This is a genomic window from Arthrobacter cupressi, assembly GCF_900099975.1.
GTDB lineage: Bacteria > Actinomycetota > Actinomycetes > Actinomycetales > Micrococcaceae > Arthrobacter > Arthrobacter cupressi.
Map to the genome: position 1 here is coordinate 342,984 of NZ_FNEI01000002.1, position 22,655 is coordinate 365,638.

At 68.7% G+C, this 22,655-nt stretch carries 17 protein-coding genes; 11 read left to right on the forward strand and 6 right to left on the reverse strand.

The features are described from left to right. Nucleotides 1–6: 6 nt before the first annotated feature. Entirely contained in the window at nt 7–1,392 is a 1,386-nt protein-coding gene (locus BLP88_RS03985; RefSeq protein WP_074587074.1) for a glycoside hydrolase family 32 protein, read from the forward strand. 69 nt (nt 1,393–1,461) lie between these two features. Here the strand turns inward: BLP88_RS03985 and BLP88_RS03990 are convergent, their stop codons facing one another. Both BLP88_RS03990 and BLP88_RS19085 read right to left on the reverse strand, forming a co-directional pair. Beyond that, nucleotides 1,462–2,520 (reverse strand): LacI family DNA-binding transcriptional regulator, encoded by a 1,059-nt coding sequence (locus BLP88_RS03990; RefSeq protein WP_074587076.1) that lies wholly within the window; start codon nt 2,518–2,520, stop codon nt 1,462–1,464. 80 nt (nt 2,521–2,600) lie between these two features. After that, entirely contained in the window at nt 2,601–3,317 is a 717-nt protein-coding gene (locus tag BLP88_RS19085) for a DUF2510 domain-containing protein (protein ID WP_074587077.1), read from the reverse strand. A gap of 95 nt (nt 3,318–3,412) precedes the next feature. Between BLP88_RS19085 and BLP88_RS04000 the strand changes: the two genes are divergently transcribed. The 10 genes from BLP88_RS04000 to BLP88_RS04045 all read left to right on the forward strand — a co-directional run bounded on the left by BLP88_RS04000 (nt 3,413) and on the right by BLP88_RS04045 (nt 16,837). After that, on the forward strand, nt 3,413–4,459 hold the full coding sequence (locus tag BLP88_RS04000) for an o-succinylbenzoate synthase (RefSeq protein ID WP_074587078.1): 1,047 nt from the start codon (nt 3,413–3,415) through the stop codon (nt 4,457–4,459). Between the two features lie 72 nt (nt 4,460–4,531). Continuing rightward, nucleotides 4,532–6,637 carry a PhoX family protein gene (locus tag BLP88_RS04005; protein WP_074587080.1) on the forward strand — a complete coding sequence of 702 codons (2,106 nt, stop codon included), beginning with the start codon at nt 4,532–4,534 and terminating at the stop codon, nt 6,635–6,637. A 110-nt stretch (nt 6,638–6,747) separates the two neighbouring features. Continuing rightward, a complete protein-coding gene (gene menD, locus BLP88_RS04010; protein ID WP_074587081.1) occupies nt 6,748–8,457 on the forward strand; it encodes a 2-succinyl-5-enolpyruvyl-6-hydroxy-3-cyclohexene-1-carboxylic-acid synthase in 1,710 nt (569 codons plus the stop codon). A 308-nt stretch (nt 8,458–8,765) separates the two neighbouring features. Then, nucleotides 8,766–9,596, forward strand: a complete 831-nt coding sequence (locus BLP88_RS04015) for a hypothetical protein (protein WP_245679754.1) — start codon at nt 8,766–8,768, stop codon at nt 9,594–9,596. 212 nt (nt 9,597–9,808) lie between these two features. After that, on the forward strand, nt 9,809–10,816 hold the full coding sequence (locus BLP88_RS04020; protein WP_074587084.1) for a LacI family DNA-binding transcriptional regulator: 1,008 nt from the start codon (nt 9,809–9,811) through the stop codon (nt 10,814–10,816). A gap of 102 nt (nt 10,817–10,918) precedes the next feature. Then, the gene (gene araB / locus BLP88_RS04025; protein ID WP_074587085.1) at nt 10,919–12,634 is read left to right on the forward strand and encodes a ribulokinase; all 1,716 of its coding nucleotides are present in this window, start codon (nt 10,919–10,921) and stop codon (nt 12,632–12,634) included. After that, the gene (locus BLP88_RS04030; RefSeq protein ID WP_074587087.1) at nt 12,631–13,323 is read left to right on the forward strand and encodes an L-ribulose-5-phosphate 4-epimerase; all 693 of its coding nucleotides are present in this window, start codon (nt 12,631–12,633) and stop codon (nt 13,321–13,323) included. Before araB ends, BLP88_RS04030 begins: the two co-directional genes overlap by 4 nt. Nucleotides 13,324–13,356: 33 nt before the next feature. Further along, a complete protein-coding gene (gene araA / locus BLP88_RS04035; RefSeq protein ID WP_074587088.1) occupies nt 13,357–14,877 on the forward strand; it encodes an L-arabinose isomerase in 1,521 nt (506 codons plus the stop codon). Next, nucleotides 14,874–15,788 (forward strand): aldose 1-epimerase family protein, encoded by a 915-nt coding sequence (locus tag BLP88_RS04040; protein WP_084110767.1) that lies wholly within the window; start codon nt 14,874–14,876, stop codon nt 15,786–15,788. Before araA ends, BLP88_RS04040 begins: the two co-directional genes overlap by 4 nt. Before the next feature lie 68 nt (nt 15,789–15,856). Further along, the gene (locus BLP88_RS04045; RefSeq protein ID WP_074587089.1) at nt 15,857–16,837 is read left to right on the forward strand and encodes a LacI family DNA-binding transcriptional regulator; all 981 of its coding nucleotides are present in this window, start codon (nt 15,857–15,859) and stop codon (nt 16,835–16,837) included. An 89-nt stretch (nt 16,838–16,926) separates the two neighbouring features. On the opposite strand, the gene mmsB is transcribed toward BLP88_RS04045, so the two are convergent. The 4 genes from mmsB to BLP88_RS04065 all read right to left on the reverse strand — a co-directional run bounded on the left by mmsB (nt 16,927) and on the right by BLP88_RS04065 (nt 22,643). Continuing rightward, nucleotides 16,927–18,219, reverse strand: a complete 1,293-nt coding sequence (gene mmsB, locus BLP88_RS04050; RefSeq protein WP_074587091.1) for a multiple monosaccharide ABC transporter permease — start codon at nt 18,217–18,219, stop codon at nt 16,927–16,929. Between the two features lie 5 nt (nt 18,220–18,224). After that, the gene (mmsA, locus tag BLP88_RS04055) at nt 18,225–19,769 is read right to left on the reverse strand and encodes a multiple monosaccharide ABC transporter ATP-binding protein (protein WP_074587092.1); all 1,545 of its coding nucleotides are present in this window, start codon (nt 19,767–19,769) and stop codon (nt 18,225–18,227) included. A 30-nt stretch (nt 19,770–19,799) separates the two neighbouring features. Then, nucleotides 19,800–20,924: a multiple monosaccharide ABC transporter substrate-binding protein gene (chvE, locus tag BLP88_RS04060; protein ID WP_074587094.1), complete on the reverse strand. Its 1,125-nt coding sequence runs from the start codon at nt 20,922–20,924 to the stop codon at nt 19,800–19,802. Between the two features lie 273 nt (nt 20,925–21,197). Next, entirely contained in the window at nt 21,198–22,643 is a 1,446-nt protein-coding gene (locus BLP88_RS04065) for a family 43 glycosylhydrolase (RefSeq protein WP_074587095.1), read from the reverse strand. Nucleotides 22,644–22,655 lie beyond the last annotated feature (12 nt).

The following is a 22,655-nucleotide window of genomic DNA, read 5'->3' on the forward strand; positions in this document are numbered from 1 at the left end:
CTTCCCATGAGCAACACGGACCTGGCCGCACCCGCCACCGCGGCCGGCCACGCCGATCCCGCCTTCACCCGCCTGCACCCGCGCCCGGCGCAGGGCTGGATCAACGACCCCAACGGCGTCAGCTACCTCAACGGCCGCTACCACGTCTTCTTCCAGTACAACCCGGACTCCGCCCGGCACCACCGGATCTGCTGGGGGCACGTCAGCTCCGCGGACCTGCTGCACTGGGACGAACACCCCGTGGCGCTGCGTCCCCAGGACGGCGGGCCGGACGACTTCGGCTGCTGGACCGGCGTGGTGACGGACGACGACGGCGTGCCGACCGCCGCGTACTCGGGTGTCCGTTCCGGTGAAGGCGCGTCCCAGGTCGTCATCGCCCGCGGCTCGGCGGACCTGGTGGACTGGGCCCAGGACGGGCATGTGGCGGCGTCCATGCCGGAGGATCCGCAGGTCACGGCCGTGCGGGATCCGTTCCTCTTCCGCTTCGGGGGCCGGCGGTATGCCGTCCAAGGCGCGGGACTGGCCGACGGCCGCGCCGCGCTGCTGCTGTACCGGGTTGATGACCTGAATGCCTGGGAGTACCAGGGCATCTGGCTGACCACGGACAATGCGGCCGGTGCGGACCAGGACGTGAACCGTGCGGAGATCTGGGAGTGCCCGCAGCTGGTGCGCATCCCGGACGGCGAGGGCGGCACCGCCTGGCTGGCCATGTTCTCGCTCTGGCAGAAGGACGACGACCACGAACACGCCCTTGGCGTCGGGCACCTGCTCGGCACCATGGCCGCCGACCCGGCAACCGGCCTGCCCGTGTTCGTGCCGCGAACCGCCGGCAAGTCGGACTTGGGCCGTGACTTCTACGCCCCGCAGATCACCCAGCTCGACGACGCCCCGGACGGAACTCCGCGGGCCCTGCTCTGGGGCTGGGCAAACGAAGGGCCGGGCCGGGACGGGCGGCGCGGCCGTTCGCAGGCTGAGATCGACGCCGCGGGCTGGGCCGGCGTGCTCACGCACCCCCGGATGCTGTCCGTCGTCGACGGCTCCCTCGCCGTGGCTCCGGTGCCCGAGATCGACGGTTACCGGCATGCGCGACTGGCGGAGGCCGCCGTCGGGAGCGTGGCCCTGCCCGCGCTGGCGGAGGCGCGGATTACCACTTCCTCTGGCTTTGCCGGCGGCGACGTGCGGCTCGTGTTGGGTGCGGGCCAGACCGTCTTCGCCGGCGCTGTGGCCGCGGGCGAGGAACTGCGGGTCTTCATCGACGGGTCCCTGGTGGAGGTGTACCGCAGCAGCGCCGTGGCCACCACGCTCAGGGCCTACCCCGCGCCGGGCGAGGAGTGGCGGCTGGAGCTTCCTGGCGGCGCGACCGCGGAAGTGTGGGAGCTGGAGGCGCGGTAGGCGGTGCGCTCACCCAACTGACTCGCAGTTAACGTCGTTTTGAGCCCTCAAAACGACAACAATTGCGAGCTAGTTGGGGGCGCCGGACGGGACCGGACCCGTGGACTCCCGGACCACCAGGCGGCAGGGCACCATCGTTTCGAGGGTGTCCCCGTCTGAGTTGCCCGCCCCTTCGACCTGGTCCAGCAGCCGCGTCATCGCCGCGGCACCCATCTCGCGCAACGGCAGGGCCATGGTGGTCAGGGCGGGGACCATCGTGTTCGCGATCCGGAATTCGTCGTCGTAACCCATGATCGACAGGTCCCGCGGAACGCTGAGCCCCAGCCGGGCGGCGGCCAGCACGACGCCGACGGCGAGGCGGTCGTTAGCGCACATGATCGCCGTCGGGCGTTCGGCCGGGGACACGCCGTCGAGCAGTTTCATGGCCCCGTTGAAGCCGGTGTCGATGTCCCAGCCCGCCAGGAAGACGCGGTCCGCGCGCACGGGCAAGCCGGCGCCCTCAAACGCCGCGCGGAAACCCTGCACGCGCAGTGGGGCCGCCGGGGAGGTTTGCGCGCCGGCGAGGAACGCGATGTCGCGGTGCCCCAGGCCCAGCAGGTGGTGGGTGGCTTCGCGGCCGCCGGACACCTCGTCCGGGATGACGTGGTGCAGGCGCGGGACGGGGGCGTTGTCGATGCAGTTGGCCAGGACGGACGGCACCCGGAGCATGCCCTGGGGCACGTCGAGGGGTTTGAGGCCCACGGTGACGTACATCAGCCCGTCCACCTGCCGGTCGAGCAGGGTTTCCACGGCGCTGGCATCCCGGGAGGCGTCCAGTTCGGTGTCCATCACCACTGTGACGAAGCCGCGGCTGCGGGCGACGTCGTCCGCGCCGCCGATGATGTTGCCGTCGAAGGGGCTGGTCACCACCTCGTCCGAGACGATGCCGATCACCCGTGTCCGCTGGTTCCGCAGGCTCAGGGCGATGGGGTTGGGGGAGTAGTTCAGCTCGGCGGCGGCCTGCCGGATCCGGTCCTGGCTTTCCTTGGCCACGTTGCCGTCGCCCCGGCCGTTGAGGACCAAGGACACGGCGCTGCGGGACACGCCCGCGCGCTTGGCGACGTCGAGCGCGGTTGCCTTGCGTTGCATCCCAACTCCTTCACACTGCGTTTTCCTGCAGTCTACCTAACGCGTGTGAGGGGGAGGCAGCAGCAAACCGCCGGACGGAGCTAGCGGGGGATCGAGGACATTACCTGGGTGATGATGTCCGAGGCCTTGACCATGGCAATGATCATGCTCACCACGAAGGTCCCGATCAGGGCCCAGACCGGGCCGAGCCCGCGTCCCGCGGCGACCGAATGCACGATGACCGAGCGGCCCACGACATAGACGGCGGGGCTCAGGAAGCACCAGGCCCAGTGGAACGGGCGCACCACGCCGTCCTGGCTGAGCTTGTTCCAGTCGAGGTACGCCAGCAACACCGAAACCCCGTAGAGCAGGAAGCTCGAGACGGCGATCGCGAAATACCACGGCGTAAACAGCGAAGCAGGATCCAGTACCTGCCGTGTGCCCACGGTCCGGAAGCGGAGCTCGGGGTTCCACGCCAGCAGGAAGACGACGGACAGCAGCGGCAGGAGGACGACGCCCCAGATGTACGGGTTGTCGACCGGGGTCCGGCTGTCGATTTGCGGCCGCGGGGCCGGGCCCGCCCGGAGGGGCTGGCCGGTTTGTAGGGGCTGGCCGGTTTGGAGGGGTTGGCCGGATTGGAGAGGCTGGCCGGCCTGGAGCGGCTCGCCTGCCTGGAGCGGCCAGCCTTGATGGGGTGGTCCACCGCCGGCCACCTGGTTTGTCCAGCCTGTGCCGTCCCACCAGCGGGACCGTCGCGTGTCCGCGGGATCGGGGTACCAGCCTGGTGGCGGGGTGGAACCGCTGCCGGGGTGCGTCATCGTGGGCTCCCAACACTGTGCTTGTCCCCTGAGGATAGCCCTCCCGGGGCAAACGCGCGCCCCCTCACGAAGCACCCCCGGATACAGTGGGCAGCATGCCTGAACGTGCCGCCGCCGGACCAGCCACCCCGCTGCCCGCCCTCGAAGAACTCCTCGCCACCGCCCGTGTGGTGAGCCTGCCGATGCGGGTGAAATTCCGCGGCATCATGGAACGCGAAACCCTTCTCTTCGAGGGCCCCGCCGGCTGGGGAGAGTTCTGCCCCTTCCCCGAATACGGCGACGCCGAGGCCTCCCGCTGGCTCGCCGCGGCGATCGAAGCCGCCTGGACAGGCTTCCCCGAACCGCTCCGCCGCAGCGTCCCCGTCAACGCCACCATCCCCGCCGTCGACGCCGCCCGGGTCCCCGAGGTGCTCGCCCGCTTCGGCAGGGTGGACGCCGTCAAGGTCAAGGTCGCCGAACGCGGCCAGGACCTGGCCGAGGACATCGCGCGCGTCGCCGCAGTCCGGGAGGCCCTGCCGGAGGCCGCGATCCGGGTGGACGCGAACGGCGGGTGGGACGTGCTCCAGGCCGTGGAGGCACTCGGCCGGCTGGCCGCCGTCGGGCTCGAATACGCCGAGCAGCCGGTGCCGGACATCAGCGGCCTCGCCGAGGTGCGCCGGCGCCTCGCCGGAAATGGCACACCTGTGCTGATTGCCGCCGATGAATCCGTGCGCAAGGAGGACGATCCCCTGAAGGTTGCCCGGGCCGGGGCGGCGGACCTGATCGTGGTGAAGGTGGCGCCGCTCGGCGGCGTGCGGCGCGCCCTGGAGATCGTGGCGCAGGCCGGGCTGCCCGCCGTCGTCAGTTCCGCCCTGGACACCTCGGTGGGCATCCGCGCGGGCCTGGCGCTCGCCGCATCCCTGCCGGATTTGCCGTACGCGTGCGGGCTGGGAACCGTGCGGCTGTTCGAGTCGGACATCACCGCTGACCCGCTGGTGCCCGACGGCGGCGCCATCGCCGTGCGCGACGCCGCCGCCGACGCCGGGCTGCTGGAGCGGTATGCGGCGCCCGCGCCGCGGCGGGACTGGTGGCTGGAGCGGCTGCGCAGGGTCCATGGCGTCCTGGCGGAGGAAGCCGCCGGGGCCGAGTTCACCGGAACTTAACCGGAGCGTCCTCCCAGATTCCCCTTGCGCTGAAAGGGTGGCCGGGACCCAGTTACTATCCGGAGGCCACCCATGTCTGAATCGCCCGCCCGTACGTTCCCGCTCCTGCCGATGCTCGGCCACACCAAGGGCAAGCGCAGCCCGGTGACCTGTGCGCTCAAGTGCGACAACGCCTGCGCCAGCCCCGCATGCAACACCAGTTCCAACTCCTACTTCCGAGACATTGCTTCCGCCGCCATGTCCCGCCGCGCCGCCCTGGGGTTCGGCGCCGCCGGTGCGCTCGCCGTCGTCCTGGGCGGGAACCTCGCGACTGCTGAAGGTGCGGCCGCCGACGGCGGTGCGGGGCTGTCCGCCGCCGCCACGGCGGGCCTCACCACGTCGAAGCTCAGCTTCACTCCGATTGCGCCGGTGGACTACACCGTGGACGAATTCACCGTTCCCGAAGGCTACGCCTGGCGCCCGATCATCCGCTGGGGCGACCCGCTCTTCAACGACGCCCCGGACTTCGACCCCGCCGCGCTGAGCGCCGAGGCACAAGCCCGCCAGTTCGGCTACAACAACGACTACTCCGACATCATCGAACTGCCCGGCAGCAAGGGCCGCCGTGCCGTGATGTTCGCCAACCATGAGTACACGAACGAGAACCTCATGTTCCCGGCTGCCGAGGCCGCGGCCGACCCCGCCCGCGTTCGCGCCGTGGCCCGCGCGGCCCAGGGCCTCACCGTCGTCGAGCTGGAGCGCAGGAACAAGAACCAGCCGTGGAGCTACGTCAAGGGCGCCCCGCTGAACCGCCGCTTCCTGACCGAAACCGAGTACCAGCTCACCGGTCCGGCCGCCGGCTCCGCCCTGCTGAAGACCGTCGCCGACCCGTCCGGCCGCCGTCCCAAGGGCACCATCGGAAACTGCTCCGGCGGCACCACCCCGTGGGGCACCATCCTCTCCGGCGAAGAGAACTTCCAGGGCTACTTCCGCGCCCCGGGCACCTCCGACGGCGACAAGCGCTACGGCCTGAAGGACAAGCAGTCCACCTTCGGCTGGGAACTTGACGACCCGCGCTGGGACACCCGCAACCCCGGCTACGAGAACGAAGCCAACCGCTTCGGCTGGATCGTCGAGGTGGACCCGATGGATCCGACGTCGACCCCCAAGAAGCACACGTCCCTGGGCCGCCTGAAGCACGAAGGCGCCAACATCCAGATCGCCGCGAACGGCAAGGCTGTGGCCTACACCGGCGACGACGAGCGCTTCGACTACCTCTACAAGTTCGTCTCCAAGGGCACCTTCCGCACCGGCACCACCGTGGCCGACCGCGAGCTCAACAAGACCCTGCTGCACGAAGGCGATCTCTACGTTGCGCAGTTCACCGGCGATTCCCCGGTCTCCGAAATCACCGGAACCGGCGCCCTGCCCTCCGACGGCTCCTTCGACGGCACCGGCCGCTGGCTGCCGCTCGTGGTCAACGGCGCATCCGCCGTTGCGGGCATGACCGTCGCCGAGGTTCTGGTTTACACCCGCCTCGCCGCGGACAAGGCCGGCGCCACCAAGATGGACCGTTGCGAAGACGTCCAGCCGAACCCGGCCACCGGCAAGGTCTACGTCGCCTGCACCAACAACTCGGATCGCGGCAAGGTGGGCAAGGAAGGTGCCACCGAGATCAACCCGCGCAACCTCAACCGCGACGGCCACGTGGTGGAGATCATCGAGGACGGCGGAGACCAGACCGCCACCACCTTCACCTGGAACCTGCTGCTCGTCGCCGGCGACCCAGCCAAGAACACCAGCACATACTTCTCCGGCTACCCCGCGGACAAGGTGTCCCCGATCTCCTGCCCGGACAACCTCGCGTTCGACTCCGTGGGCAACCTGTGGATCTCCACCGACGGCGCCCCGGGCGTCATTGGCTACAACGACGGCCTGTTCAAGGTCACGCTGGAAGGACCGGAGCGCGGCAAGGTGGAGCAGTTCCTCTCGGTTCCGCGCGACGCCGAGACTTGCGGCCCGATCGTCCACGACGAGGAACGCCATGTCTTCGTTTCCGTGCAGCACCCGGGCGAGGAAGGCTCGTACGAGGCGCCGAACTCCTACTTCCCGGATTATGTGCCCGCCGGAAGCCAGGCAAAGCCCGGCCAGTTCAAGGGCCCGCGCCCGGCGGTCGTCCAGGTGTACCGCGTGGACTGACGCCGCCCGAAAAGGAACGCGGGGTCACTTCGCGCCCATGTTTGGAGGAGCAAACATGGGCCGTAAGTGACCCCGCGGTGCCACATCTGCCCGCCAAATAGACTGGGACAGTGACTTCCCCGGACTCCCTGACCTCGCTCGCCGCCGCACGGATCGCCGTCGCCACCCTGCTCGACGCCGGCGTGCGGCATGTGGTGGTGTCTCCCGGTTCGCGCTCGGCACCCATGGCCTACGCGCTCGCGGAGGCCGAAGCTGCCGGCCGGGTCACCCTGCTGGTGCGGATCGACGAGCGCTCGGCCGGGTTCACGGCCCTGGGCCTGGCCCTGTCCACCGCCACCCCGGCCGCCGTGCTCACCACCTCCGGGACCGCGGTCGGGAACCTGCTGCCCGCGGTCATGGAAGCCAACCACGCCGCCGTGCCGCTTGTGGTCCTCTCCGCGGACCGGCCCGCCGAACTCCACGGCACCGGGGCGAACCAGACCACCCTTCAACTGGACCTCTTCGGCGAACACGTCCGCTTCGCCGTCGACGTTCCGGCCGGGGACAACCCGCAGCGGGCGGTCCGCACCGCGCTGCACGCCGCCAGCGGCGCCCTCGAAGGGACCCCGCCCGGGCCCGTGCAGCTGAACCTCGCCTTCCGCGAACCCCTCGTCCCGGAACCCGGGGAGGCGCTGCCGGCCCGCGAGGGCCGCGGGATCTTCCATTACGACGCCGGCCCGGAGGTCCTGGAACTGCCGGCCGCCTCCGCGGAACTGCCCGAGCGGCGCACCGTGGTGCTGGCCGGACACGATGCCGGCGCCGTCGCCGAGGCGTTCGCGCGCGCCCACGGGCTGCCGCTGCTCGCCGAACCGTCCTCCAACGCCCGCTTCGGCCCCAACGCAGTGGGCCCGTACCGGCTGCTCCTGGAGCACTTCTCCGCCGAGTCCGCGCTGCCGATCGAACGCGTGGTGGTGTTCGGCCGTCCCACGCTGTCCCGGCCGGTGTCCGCCCTGCTGGCGCGGACGGAGGTGGAGACCGCCCTGTACGAGCCCGTTCCCGTGGCCTGGTACGAACACGGCCGCCGCCGCGAGACACCCTTTGAAACCCTCGCTGCCCTCGGCGAATTCGCCGGCCGCGGCGCCTCCGGCTGGCTCGATGCCTGGCTGCTCGCCGGTGCCGCCGCCCAGCACGCACTGGACGGCGTCCTCTCCGCCGAAGCCTCACCCACCGGGCCCTCGATCGCCGCCACCGTGTGGCAGCACGCCCGCGGCCGGCTGGTCCTGGGCTCCTCCAACGGCATCCGCGACGTGGACCTCGCCGGGCAGCCGCATCCGGCGCCCCTGGCCACCGTGGACGCCAACCGCGGACTCTCCGGGATCGACGGCACCATCGCCACCGCCACCGGGATCGCCCTCGGCTCGGGCCGCGAAACCACGCTCCTGCTGGGCGACCTCACCTTCCTGCACGACGCCGGCAGCCTCCTGCTCGGCAGCGGGGAACCGGAGCCGGACCTGCGGATCGTGGTCCTCAACGACTCCGGCGGTGCGATCTTCGGGCTCCTGGAGCACGGCAAGGTGGAAGCGGACGGCGGCTACGGCGCCGCCGTCGAACGGCTCTTCGCCACCCCGCACAGTGCGGACATCAAGGCGCTCGCCGCGGCGTACGGCGTCGCGTACTCCCTGGCAGGCACGACGGCGGACCTAGCCGCCGCGCTGAATTCGCCTCTGAAGGGGCGCAGCATCGTTGAAGCCCGCACGGAGCGCGCAGGACTCCGGGCGCTCCACGGGCGCATCAAAGCGGCTGTGGGCGAGGCCGCCGCGAAAGTACTGGCGGCGGCGTAACCCCCTGCTTTCGACGCGCTACCCTTCGTTCGAGGTGCTTCCCGCCCGACGCGCCGCGAATTCGCGCGTCGCTGGGCATCAACCGGGGCGCTGGGAGTGAACCGGGTCGCCGGGAACGGGCACGAGGTTGTCCACATAGCGGTTCCAGTGGCTTTCGCGGCCGCTGTTCCGGATGTGAGGCTCGAGCAATGACGGACATCCCACGGCTCATCCTTGCCCGAGACTCCGCCGTTCATGGCGCCAGCGCGAAGGACCTCGCCCGGCAGGCGAAGTCCGGTGTGCTTCACCGGGTGCGGCGGGGAGTATACGTGGAGCGGGCCTCGTGGGCGGCGCTGAAGCCGTGGGAACAATACCGGCTGCGGGTCAGCGCGGCCGCCGAAACCTTTGAAAGCCGTACCGTGTTCGCGCGGCAGTCGGCGGCGTCGGTGCACGGAATTCCCACGATTGGCAGCCATTCCGTGTGTGCCCTGACTTTCCGGAACGACGGCGGCCGCTCCAGGGCCGGTGTGGTGCGGCACTTTGCCGATCCTGCGGGCGTCGAGATCCGCAAGGTGGATGGCCTGCTGGTCACTGACCGGCTCCGTACCGTCTTGGACCTGGCCGCGCACACGCCGTTCGTCGAAGCCGTTGTACCAGTGGACCATATCCTGAAGCGTGACCGGGAGCGCGGTTTTCCGGCCCTTGGCAAAGAGGAACTGCTTGCCGCGGCCGAGGGCCGGTACAGCGCGGCGGCGATGCGCAGGATCCATGCGGTGGTGTCATTCGCGAATCCTTTGTCCGGGTCCGCCGGTGAATCGTACAGCCGGGCCCTGATGCATGCCGCTGGATTTGAGCCACCCATCCTGCAGCAGGAATTCAGGGACCAGCGTGGCTTGATCGGATACACGGATTTTTACTGGAAAAAGGCCCGGCTCGTAGGCGAATTCGATGGTTTCGCGAAGTACCAAAAGGAGGAGTACCTCAACGGGATGACGCCTGCGGAAGCTGTGGTCAAGGAGAAGGAGCGGGAGGACCGGATCCGAGCCACCGGATGCGGCGTGAGCCGTTGGGTATGGCGGGAGCTGATGGATCCTGCACGTTTGGAGAAGAAACTGCTGGCGGCCGGCGTGCCACGGCGCCCTGCCCGGTCGGCCCTGTGAATTCGACGCGTTTCCTGGATTCCGACGCGCTTCGCTCCTCGCGCACCGGGACGCCGGGTGTCGTCAGGAAGTTTGGGCGGCGCCGGGGAACTCGCGTGTCGTGGGTAAGTGAGCGCGGCATGCCTGCAGGACCATCGAACCGGGACCCATCGAACAGGACCGGTCGATGCCCGGCGTTCGCCTCGACGCCTGGTATCGAGCACAATAGCCCCATGGCCAACAGCAATGCCCGGCTTCCCCGCCTTGAGGATGTGGCGGAGCGCGCAGGAGTTTCCCATCAGACCGTTTCCCGGGTGATCAACAAGCACCCCAACGTCAGCAAAGCCACCCGCGAACGGGTCGAGGCCGCCATCGCCGAGCTGGGCTACCGGCGGAACACGGCGGCCCGGAGCCTGGTGACCAGGCGCTCGCAGACCATCGGCGTTCTGGGCAGCGAACTCTCGCAGTACGGCCCGGCCAACACCCTGCTGGGCGTGGAGCAAGCGGCACGGGATGCCGGATACTTCGTCAGCATCGCGGCGGTGCGGACCGTGAGCCGCGAGGCGATCTTCGACGCCATCCAGCACTTCCTGGACCAGTCGGTGGACGGGATCGTGGTGATCGTGCCGCACGCGGAAACCCTCCTCGCCCTGGAAGAACAGGCGCCGGGCATTCCCGTGGTGGCGGTCGGGGCCTCCGGCAGCGAGACTGTCAGCGGAGCCATGGTGGACCAGAGACGGGGCGCCGAGCTCGCCGTCCGGCACCTGATCGAGCAGGGCCACGACAGGATCGGCCATATCGCCGGGCCCCAGGACTGGATCGACGGCGCCGCCCGCGCCGAAGGCTGGAGCGCGGCCCTGCGGGCTGCCGGACTCGCCGACGACCTCCTCGTGGAAGGGGACTGGAGCGCGGGCAGCGGTTACGAAATCGGCCGGGGCCTCGCCGCCGAGCGCGCCGCCACTGCGATCTTCGTCGGCAACGACCAGATGTCCCTGGGCCTGCTCCGGGCCTTCAACGAGGCCGGGGTGCGGGTACCCGAGGACGTCTCCGTGGTGGGCTTCGACGACCAGCCGGAGTCGGGCTATTTCACCCCGCCGCTCACCACGGTCCGCCAGGACTTCGAGGAACTGGGCCGGCGTTGCATGGACCTGATGCTCGCCGCCCTGGCGAACGGCGAGACCGCCACTACCGTGGTGGAGCCGGAACTCGTGATCCGCCGGAGCACCGCAGCCCTGGCCTGACACCTCCAGCGCATGTGACGGGGGGCACTTGACGGATGAATTTGTTAGCGCTCACAATGGAGGCAGTCCGCGAAGCGGCGGGCGGCATTTCTTGGAGGATTCATGGACGTCACTGCAGACGGCAGCGAAAAATATGTCATCGGGGTGGACTACGGCACCCTGTCCGGCCGGGCCGTCGTGGTGCGGGTCCGGGACGGCAAAGAGCTCGGCAGCGGGGTGTTCGACTACCCGCACGCGGTGGTCACCGACGCCCTGCCGGCGGACGTGGCAGGCGACGGCGCGGCCCGGCTTCCCGGGGAATGGGCGCTGCAGGTGCCGGAGGACTACCGCGGGGTGCTCAGGCACGCGGTTCCCGCCGCCATCGCCGACGCCGGGATCGACCCGGCCGCCGTCGTCGGAATCGCCACGGACTTCACCGCCTGCACCATGGTGCCCGTCACCGCGGACGGCACGCCCCTGAACGAGGTGCCCGGTTTCGCGAACCACCCGCACGCGTACGTGAAGCTGTGGCGGCACCATGCCGCGCAGCCCCAGGCCGACCGCATCAACGCCCTCGCCGAAGAGCGCGGGGAAGCGTGGCTTCCGCGCTATGGGGGGCTGATTTCCTCCGAATGGGAGTTCGCCAAGGGCCTCCAGTTGTTGGAAGAAGATCCCGAAGCCTACGCGGCGATGGACCACTGGGTGGAGGCCGCGGACTGGATCGTCTGGCAGCTGTGCGGAAACTACGTCCGTAACGCCTGCACCGCCGGCTACAAGGGTATTTACCAGGACGGGCGATACCCCTCGGAGGAGTTCCTCGCCGCCCTGAACCCGCAGTTCAAGGACTTCGTCAGCGCCAAGCTTGACCACACCATCGGCCGGCTGGGCGACGCCGCCGGCTACCTGACCGCCGAGGCCGCCGCCTGGACCGGGCTGCCGGAGGGCATCGCGGTGGCCGTGGGCAACGTGGACGCCCACGTCACCGCCCCCGCGGCCCGGGCCGTGGAGCCCGGCCAGCTCGTGGCCATTATGGGCACCTCAACCTGCCATGTCATGAACGGTGCCGAGCTGCGGGAAGTCCCCGGCATGTGCGGCGTGGTGGACGGCGGCATCGTGGACGGACTGTGGGGCTACGAAGCCGGCCAGTCCGGCGTCGGAGACATCTTCGGCTGGTTCACCAAATACGGTGTCCCGCCCGCATATCACCAGGCCGCCGCCTCTGCCGGTCAGGCCATCCACGAATACCTCACCGAACTCGCGTCCGGGCAGGCCATCGGCGAGCACGGACTGGTGGCGCTCGACTGGCACTCCGGCAACCGCTCCGTACTGGTGGACCACGAGCTCTCCGGCGTGATCGTCGGCCAGACCCTCGCAACGAAACCCGAGGATATCTACCGGGCCCTGCTCGAGGCCACGGCGTTTGGCACCCGCACCATCGTGGACGCGTTCCGGGACTCCGGGGTTCCGGTGCAGGAATTCATCGTGGCCGGCGGCTTGCTGAAGAACCGGCTCCTCATGCAGATCTACGCTGACGTCACCGGCCTGCAGCTCTCCACGATCGGCTCCGCGCAGGGCCCGGCCCTGGGTTCGGCCATCCATGCCGCCGTCGCCGCCGGCCAATACCCGGACATCCGGGCCGCGGCCGCCGCCATGGGTGCGGAGCCGGGCGCGGTGTACACCCCGATCCCGGAAAACGTCGCGGCCTACGAGGAACTCTTCCGCGAGTACCGCACACTGCACGACTACTTCGGCCGGGGAAGCAACGAGGTCATGCACCGGCTCAAGGCCATCCAGCGTGCCACGCGCAACGCCACCATCCTGGAAGGAGCCAACGCATGAGCACCCTCCTGGACACCATCGCCGGGGTCCGCAGCGAGGTCTGCGCATTGCACGCCGAACTGACCCGCTACGAACTGGTCGTCTGGACCGCCGGGAACGTCTCCGGCCGCATCCCCGGCCACGAGCTGATGGTCATCAAGCCCTCGGGCGTCTCCTACGACGAACTCACGCCCGAGCTGATGGTGGTCACCGACCTGCACGGGACTCCCGTGGACGGACACGGAACCGTGGAATGGGGCAATCCCGGGCTGTCGCCGTCGTCGGACACCGCCGCCCACGCCTACGTGTACCGGAACATGCCCGACGTCGGCGGCGTGGTCCACACGCACTCCACCTACGCCACCGCCTGGGCCGCGCGCGGCGAGGAAATCCCGTGCGTGCTGACCATGATGGGCGACGAGTTCGGCGGCTCCATCCCGGTGGGCCCCTTCGCACTGATCGGCGACGACTCGATCGGCCGCGGCATCGTGGACACCCTCACGGCCTCCAACTCCCCGGCGGTCCTCATGCAGAACCACGGCCCCTTCACCATCGGCAAGGATGCACGGGCCGCCGTCAAGGCCGCCGTGATGTGCGAGGAAGTGGCCCGCACGGTCCACATCGCGCGGCAACTCGGCGAACCCCTGCCCATCGACCGGGCCAAGATCGATTCCCTCTACGAGCGCTACCAGAACGTTTACGGCCGCTAAGCGTCCGCCGTCCAAGACTTTCAAGGAGACACCATGCCCCCCGCCAACACCACGTCCCTGGACCACTACGAAGTCTGGTTCCTCACCGGCAGCCAGCACCTCTACGGGGAAGACGTCCTGAAGCAGGTCGCCGCCCAGTCCCGGGACATCGCCGACGCCCTGAATGCATCGCACGACGTGCCGGTCAAGCTGGTCTGGAAGCCGGTGCTCACCGATGCGGACGCCATCCGCCGCACCGCCCTGGAGGCGAACTCCAACGATGCGGTGATCGGCGTGACCGCCTGGATGCACACCTTCAGCCCGGCCAAGATGTGGATCCAGGGCCTGGACCTGCTCCGCAAGCCGCTGCTCCACCTGCACACGCAGGCCAACAGGGACCTGCCCTGGGCGGACATCGACTTTGACTTCATGAACCTCAACCAGGCAGCACATGGCGACCGGGAATTCGGCTACATCCAGTCCCGCCTCGGCGTGCCGCGCAAGACCGTGGTGGGCCATGCCTCCAACCCGGAGGTCGCCCGCCAGCTCGGGGCCTGGCAGCGCGCCGCCGCGGGCTGGGCCGCCGTCCGCACCCTGAAGCTGACCCGTTTCGGCGACAACATGCGCAACGTCGCCGTCACCGAGGGCGACAAGACCGAAGCCGAGCTGCGCTTCGGCGTCTCGGTCAACACCTGGTCCGTCAACGAACTCGCCGAGGCCGTGCACGGTGCGGCGGAGTCCGACGTCGACGCCCTTGTTGCCGAGTACGAGCGGCTCTATGAGGTGGCGCCGGAGCTGAAGGCCGGCGGTGCCCGCCACGAGTCCCTGCGCTACAGCGCCCGGATCGAGCTGGGCCTGCGGAGCTTCCTCGAGGCCAACGGCTCCGCGGCCTTCACCACCTCCTTCGAGGACCTGGGCGCGCTGCGGCAGCTCCCGGGCATGGCCGTCCAGCGGCTCATGGCCGACGGCTACGGCTTCGGCGCCGAGGGGGACTGGAAGACCGCCATCCTGGTCCGCGCGGCCAAGGTCATGGGCGGGGACCTGCCCGGCGGCGCTTCCCTCATGGAGGACTACACGTACCACCTCGCACCGGGCGCGGAAAAGATCCTCGGCGCGCACATGCTCGAAGTCTGCCCCTCCCTGACCGCCAAGAAGCCGCGCGTCGAGATCCACCCCCTGGGCATCGGCGGCAAGGAAGACCCGGTCCGCATGGTGTTCGACACCGACGCCGGCCCCGGCGTGGTGGTCGCGCTGTCCGACATGCGCGACCGATTCCGCCTGGTGGCCAATGCCGTGGACGTCGTGGACCTCGACGAGCCGCTGCCCAACCTGCCCGTGGCCCGCGCCCTCTGGGAACCGAAGCCCGACTTCGCCACCTCAGCCGCAGCCTGGCTCACCGCCGGTGCCGCGCACCACACGGTGCTGTCCACGCAGGTGGGCCTGGAGGTCTTCGAGGACTTCGCCGAGATCGCCCAGACCGAACTGCTCACCATCGGCGAAGGCACCACCCTCAAGCAGTTCAAGAAGGAACTGGCCTGGAACGCCGCCTACTACAAGCTGGCCGGCGGGCTGTGACCAAGCACCGGGCTGTGAACGAATACCGCATCAGTTCGGGGGAGTACAGTGCCGCCATCACGGCACGCGCCGCGGCGCTGCGCGAACTCCGCTACCGGGAACGGGACCTGGTGGTCCCGTTCCCGGCCGGCGGCCCCATCCCGGATTTCCGCGGCATCATCGCCGCGCCCTGGCCCAACCGGGTCGCCGACGGCCGCTACACCTTCGACGGCACAGAGTTTGAGCTACCCGTCAACGAAACCGACCGTGGCTGCGCACTGCACGGCCTCGTCTTCGAACTGGACTGGACCCTGGAGTCGCACGATGGGACGTCGGTGACCCTGTCCTGCACACCGGAGCCAACGGCGGGGTATCCGCATGCGCTGCGCATCGCCGTCGAGTACCTGCTGACGGACGCCGGACTGCACAGCCGCGTCACCGCGGCCAACCTCGGCAGCACCACCGCGCCCTACGGTGTGTGCCCGCATCCGTACCTCGTGGCAGGGGCCTCGCCCCTCGATGAGTGGACCCTCGAGCTCCCCGCCGCCACGTTCCTGGAGGTGACGCCGGACCGCCTGCTGCCGAAGGACACACGCCCCGTGGAAGGCCACCCCTTCGACTTCCGGGCGCCGCGACCGATCGGCGCCACCGGGATCGACCACGCCTTCACGGACATCGCGTTCGACGACGCCGGCCACGCGCGCGTCCTGGTCACGGACCCGGGAGGGACCGGCGTCGGGATGTCCTGGGACAGCAGTTGCGCCTGGCTGCAGATCCACACCGCGGACAAAGAACCCCCGGCGGCAAACCGGCTGGGCCTGGCCGTGGAACCCATGAGCTGCCCGCCCGATGCCTTCAATAGCGGAACCGACCTGGTCCGGCTCGGGGCTGGCGCCACGCACGAGGCGGCGTGGACCATCTTCGCAATGTGACCGGTCTTCGCAGTGTGACCGGTGCTGTGCCCGGGGCGCCCGCAGGCACCGCGCCGCGTCCTCCCGTGATGGAGGACGTGGCGCGCCTGGCAGGAGTGTCCCACCAGACCGTCTCCCGCGTCCTCAACGCCCATCCCCACGTCAGCGACGCCACACGGATGCGGGTGGAGCGTGCCATCGCCGAACTCGGCTACCGCAGGAACACTGCCGCCCGCCGGCTCGTCACCCGCCGCTCCCAGGCCACCGGCGTCCTGGGCGCAGGAATGGGCTTCTACGGACCCGCCAACACCCTCCTAGGCGTCCAGGAGGCCGCCCGCGGGCACGGCTACTCCGTGAGCATGGCCAGCCTGAGCCGCGTCACGCCGTCGGGCATCAGGGACGCCCTCGAACACTTCATGCTCCAGCCCGCGGACGGCATCGTGGTGATCGCGCCGCATCAGACCATGCTCGCCTCCCTGCACACCATCGCCGTTCCCGTCCCGCTGGTGTCGGTGGGTTTCGGGGCGGGGGACCGCCGGGGCGATGTCGCCGTGGACCAACGCGCCGGCGCCGCGCTCGCCGTGCAGCACCTGCTGGATCTTGGCCACACAGAAATTGCCCATATCTCCGGACCGCCCGACTGGACCGATGCCGCCGCCCGCTCCGAGGGCTGGCGCCGCACCCTGGACGGTGCAGGAATTGCCGGCGGCCCCCTCATCCCGGGTGACTGGAGCGCCGAAAGCGGCTACCGCGCGGGACTCCGGCTGGCGGCGACGGGCCGGGTCACCGCCGTGTTTGCCGGCAACGACCAGATGGCGCTGGGTGCGCTGCGCGCCTTCGGCGAGGCGGGCCTCCGCGTGCCGGAGGACATCAGCGTGGTCGGCTTCGACGACCAGCCCGAAGCCGCGTATTTCGTCCCGCCCCTCACCACCGTCAACCAGGGCTTCACCGAACTCGGGGCCCGCTGCATTCGCATGCTGCTGGCCGAGATGGAAGGCGGGCCCGCCGGAACCGGCACGGTGCTCAGCCCCGGCCTTGTGGTCCGGGCGTCGACGGCGCCTCCCGCATAGCCACTCCCGGCAACCGTCACAGACAGTACGACGGCGGCCCCGCACCTTTTCGCGAAAGGTGCCGGGCCGCCGTCGTACTTGCTCCGTATTTAGACCTTGCTCGGGGTGCGGTCGCCGGGGACTGCCACCGGTTCGGCCGGGGGCGTGGCGTCCTCCGCAGCGGGCGGGGTGGTCCTGAACCTGAAGCGCTTGGCGATGGAGGATCCGCCGCCTGCGCGGTTCTTGTTGAAGATGTCGAAGCCTACCGCGAGCAGGAGCACCAGGCCCTTGATGAGCTGCTGGTAATCGGTGCCGAGGCCCAGGATGGACATGCCGTTGTTGAGGACACCCATGATGAGGCCGCCGATCATGGCCCCGGCTACGGTGCCGATGCCGCCCTGGACCGCGGCGCCGCCGATAAATGCTGCGGCAATGGAGTCCAGTTCGAAGCCGGTGCCGCCCGCAGGCTGCGCGGAGTTGAGCCGGGCGGTGAAGATCAGGCCGGCCAGGGCGGCGAGGACGCCCATGTTCACGAAGAGCCGGAACGTGACGGCCTTGGTTTTGATGCCGGAGAGCTGCGCGGCGTGCAGGTTCCCGCCGATGGCGTAGGTGTGCCGGCCGAAGATGCTGTTGTTCATCAGCGCGGAGTAGCCGATCACCAGCGCGGCGAGGACCACCAGCACGATCGGGGTGCCGCGGTAGCTGGCCAGCAGGAAGGTGATGGCCAGCATGAGCAGGGCGATGAACGCCGTCTTGGTGGCGAACCAGGCCAGGGGTTCGTTCTCGAGGTTGAACTTCCGGCGGACGCGGCGTTCCTTGATGGACTGGAAGAGCAGCGCCGCCGTCCCGACCACGCCCAGGAGGACGGTGAGCCACTCCAGCACCGAGGTGCCGCCGGAGATGTCCGGCAGGAAGCCGCCGCCGAGGGCGCGAAGCTCGTCCGGGAACGGGGTGATCTGCTGGTTCTTCAGGGTGATGAGGGTCAGGCCGCGGAAAATGAGCATGCCGGCCAGCGTCACGATGAAGGCGGGGATGCCCACGTAGGCGATCCAGTACCCCTGCCAGGCACCGACCAGGGCTCCCACCAGCAGGCACGCGGGAATCGCGGCCCACCAGGGCCAGCCCCAGTGCACGATCATCACGCCCGCCACGGCCCCGATGAAACCGGCGATGGAGCCCACGGACAGGTCGATGTGGCCGGCGATGATGACCATCACCATGCCGATGGCAAGGATCAGGATGTAGCTGTTCTGGACGACGAGGTTGGTGACGTTCTGGGGTTGGAGCAGGATGCCGTCGGTCAGGAGCTGGAACAGCAGGACGATCAGGATCAGGGCGACGAAAATGCCGACTTGGCGGAGGCGGCTTGCCAGGAAGCCGAGGGATTCTCGTAGGGCGGACATTCTCGCTATTCCTTCTCTTGGGTCATGTAGTGCATGAGGGTCTCCTGGGAGGCCTCGGATATGGGGACTTCGCCAGTGACGTGCCCGGCGGACAGCGTGTAGATCCTGTCGCAGATGCCCAGCAGTTCGGGAAGCTCCGAGGAAATGACAATGACTGCTTTGCCCTCGGCCGCGAGGCCCGCGATGATCGTGTAGATCTCGTACTTGGCGCCGACGTCGATGCCGCGGGTGGGCTCGTCAAGGATCAGCACATCGGGGTCCGAGAACATCCATTTGCTCAGCACCACCTTCTGCTGGTTGCCGCCGGAGAGCTTCCCGGTGATCGCCGACACCGCGGGAGCCTTGATGTTCATGCTCCTCCGGTAGCCGTTGGCCACGGTGGTTTCCCGGTTCTTGTCCACCCAGCCCCGCTTGGCGAGCTTGGGCAGGGCGGCCATCGAGATGTTCCGCTTGATGTCCTCGATCAGGTTCAGGCCGTAGTGCTTGCGGTCCTCAGTGGCGTAGGCGATCCCGTGGGCGATCGCCCCGGGGACTGTGGACGTATCGATTTCCTTGCCGTACTTGAACACCTTCCCGGAAACGGCCTTGCCGTAGCTGCGGCCGAAGACACTCATGGCCAGCTCGGTACGGCCGGCTCCCATCAGCCCGGCCAGCCCCACCACCTCGCCCTTGCGGACATGGAGGCTGGCGTTGTGCACCACGATGCGGCTGTGGTCCTGCGGGTGCTGGACAGTCCAGTCTTCGATGCGCAGCACCTCCTCGCCGATCCGGGGCGTGCGGTCCGGGTAAAGGCTGTCCAGGTCCCGGCCCACCATGCCCCGGATGATGCGTTCCTGGGTGATCTGGCCCTGGCCCCCTTCACCCCCGCCCAGGCGCAGGGTCTCGATCGATTTGCCGTCCCGGATGATGGTGACGGCGTCCGCCACCTTGCGGATCTCGTTGAGTTTGTGGCTGATGATGATGCTGGTGACGCCCTGTCCCTTCAGGTGCAGGATGAGGTCCAGCAGATGGTTCGAGTCCTCGTCGTTCAGCGCCGCGGTGGGCTCGTCCAGGATGAGGAGCTTGACCTCCTTGGACAGGGCCTTGGCGATCTCCACCAGTTGCTGCTTGCCAACGCTGATGTGCTGGATGGGGGTCACGGGGTTCTCGTCCAGGCCCACCCTGGCCAGCAGCTTGGCGGCCTCCAGATTGGTCTTGCGCCAGTCCACCCAGCCGCGGGGAGCGATCTCGTTCCCCAGGAAGATGTTCTCTGCGATGGACAGGTAGGGGCTGAGGGCGAGTTCCTGGTGGATGATCACGATGCCGCGCTTCTCGCTGTCGTTGATCGACGTGAAGGCGCACGGTTCGTTTTCGAAGAGGATTTCGCCGTCGAAGGTGTTGTGCGCGTACACGCCGGAAAGCACCTTCATCAGGGTCGATTTGCCGGCCCCGTTTTCACCGCAGATCGCATGGACCTCGCCGCGGTTCACATCCAGGGTGACGTCCTGGAGAGCCTTGACGCCGGGGAAGGTCTTGGTGATCCCGCGCATCTGGAGAATGGGTACATTCATGGTCAATTCCCGCTGGTCCCGTGGAGCCTGTTACTTGACGTCCGCTTCGGTGTAGTAGCCGGCGTCGATCAGTTCCTGCTTGTAATTGTCCTTGGTGACGATCACGGACTTCAGCAGGTAGGCGGGAACCACCTTGACCTTGTTGTTGTAGGTCTTGGAGTCGTTGATTTCCGGCTCCTGGCCCTTCAGCGCGGCGTCCACCATCTTCACGGCCTGCTCACCGAGCTTGCGGGTGTCCTTGAAGATCGTGGAGTACTGCTCCCCGGCGATGATGGACTTGACCGAACCCTTTTCCGCGTCCTGGCCGGTCACCACCGGCAAGGCACCCTTGGAGTAGCCGCCCGTGCTGGTCAGGGCCGAGATGATGCCGATGGACAGGCCGTCGTAGGGCGAAAGCACGCCGTCGAGCTTCTTGCCGGAACCGTAGGCGGCGGTGAGGATGTCTTCCATGCGCTTCTGCGCCGTGGACGCCTGCCAGCGCAGGATCGCTGCCTGTTCGAACTTGGTCTGGCCGCTCGGTACCTTGAGGGTTCCGGCGTCGAGGTACGGCTTGAGGGTGTCCATCGCCCCGGTCCAGAAGAAGTTCGCGTTGTTGTCGTCCGGGCTGCCGGCGAACAGTTCCACGTTGAAGGGGCCCTTGCCCTCGACCTTCTTGCCGGAAGCATCCACCAGGCCGAGTCCGGTCAGCAGCGAGGTTGCCTGCTGAACGCCCACCTCGTAGTTGTCGAAGGTGGTGTAGTAGTCCACGTTGGGGGTGCCGTTGATCAGGCGGTCGTAGGCGATGACCTTGACGTTCTGTTCCTTGGCCTTGGCCAGGACGTCGGTCAGGGTGGTGCCGTCGATCGCCGCCACGATGAGGGATTTCGCGCCCTTGGTCAGCATGTTTTCGATTTGCGAGACCTGCGTGGGAATATCGTCATTGGCGTACTGGAGGTCCGTCTTGTAGCCCAGCTTCGCGAGGGACTCCGAGACATTCTTGCCGTCCGCGATCCACCGTTCGGAAGTCTGGGTCGGCATGGAGATTCCCACCAGGGCGCCGGAGGCATCGGCGCTGCTGGTTCCACTGGCGGCGCCGGGGCGGCTGCCGCACGCCGTGGTGCCTGCTGCGAGGGCCAGGACGACGGCGACGGCGCCCAGGAGTTTCTTGATTCTCACGTTGTTCTCCTTCCGCGGCCCGCTGGGGGCGGCGAATCGTGCTTGCGCGGGGAGCGTCGGTGCTCACCGCGTGGCCGGCCATCTGCGCCCGGCATTTCGTCTCAGTACTGGTGCTTTCTGCTGGCGCTGTTAGCGCTAACAATCAAAGCTTATGATATCCCCCGTCGTCCTGTGAAGCAACTCACAAGACGACGGGGGCGGGTATTTGGTGGTGGCTCGAACTCAGCGCCGCGCCAAACTCAGCGCCGCGCCAAACTCAGCGCCGCGCCAAACTCAGCGCTGCAGGAAGAACGTGGCCGCGCCGCGCTCGTCCTTGCCGGCTTTGGCGACGAGCAGCACGCCCCCGCGCAGGAGAAGGTAGCTGCCCGGGGCGTCCACCGACTCAAACGAGACGCCCGAGGCATCCGACAGGCCCCCGCGCTGCAGGAACGCCGACGACGAACCCTCCGTGGCCGCGATTGTCACCGCCGTTCCCTGCACGCGCAGGTAGTGGCCCTTGGCCAGGACCGGTTCGATGGCCACCGAGTTCTTCCGGGCGTAGCCGGGCGCGATCCGGAACTGTGACGCCCCCAGTGCGGGGGAGGAAGCCGCGGTGACGGTGACGCCGTCGTGTGCCAGGAAAGTACCCCGCGCGGAGGCGGGCTCCAGTCGGAACGGAAGTTCGCCGTCGCCCACCGGCACGCCGAAGTCCGGAGTGCCGTCCGCGCGCCAGTGCAGGTGCTGGACGCGTGCGTGCCTGTTGGGGTCGTAGAGCGGGTCACCCACGATGGCCCGGTAGGACCGGGCGTGGTAGACGAGCACGTCCTTCCCGTTTTCGTCCACGGTGAAGGAGTTGTGCCCCGGGCCGTACTGCTTGGAACCGTCGTTGGTGGTGAACACGGGCAGCGGGTTCTTGGACCAGGAGGCGGCATCGAGCAGATTGGCGGAGGCGTCCGCCGTGAGCAGGCCCATGCAGTAGTTGGCATCGGTGGCGCTCGCGGAGAAAGTGACGAAGATGCGTCCGTTCCGTTCCAGGACGGCCGGTCCCTCGTTCACCTTGTAGCCGCGGATTTCCCAGTCCAGCGTCGGAACGGCGATGCGGACCGGGGTGCTGGACAGGGTGGACGGCGACGCCATGGACGCGATGTAGAGGCTGGAGTTCACGCCGGTGTCGCTTTGTGCCCAAAGCAGGTAGCGCGTGCCGCCGTGCTCGAAAGTGGTGGCGTCCAGGGAGAAGGTGTCCGCGTGGGTGTACACGCGCACAGGCGGTCCCCACACGGCGTTTGTCGGATCGGCGGCGTCCGTGGAGATGACGTAGATCCGCACCCGGAAGACGTCATTGCTGTCGCCCGCCGCGAAGTAGATGTGCCATTGGCCGTCGAAGTGGTGCAGTTCCGGGGCCCAGATGTGCCCGCCCATGGTGCCGGACGCGGGACGCGTCCAGACCACCGTCTCCTGTGCACCGCCGAGGCCGGCGATCGTGGGGGAAGAGCGCAGGACAATCCGGTCGTACTCGGGCACGGACCCCGTGAAGTAGTACTTTCCGTCGGTGTGCTTCATCAGCCACGGGTCCGCCCGCTTGGGGACGACAGGGTTGATCACGGGGGTTTCCTGCGCCGGGGCGGCACCGGCGGCCGGGGCGAGCACGAGGCTGCCCGCACCGGTGCCGGCGAGCGCGGCTGCGGCCGCAGCGGCGGTCCCCGAACCGAGCAGCAGGCGGCGGGACAAGTGGCGTTTCATATCCAAGAGGTG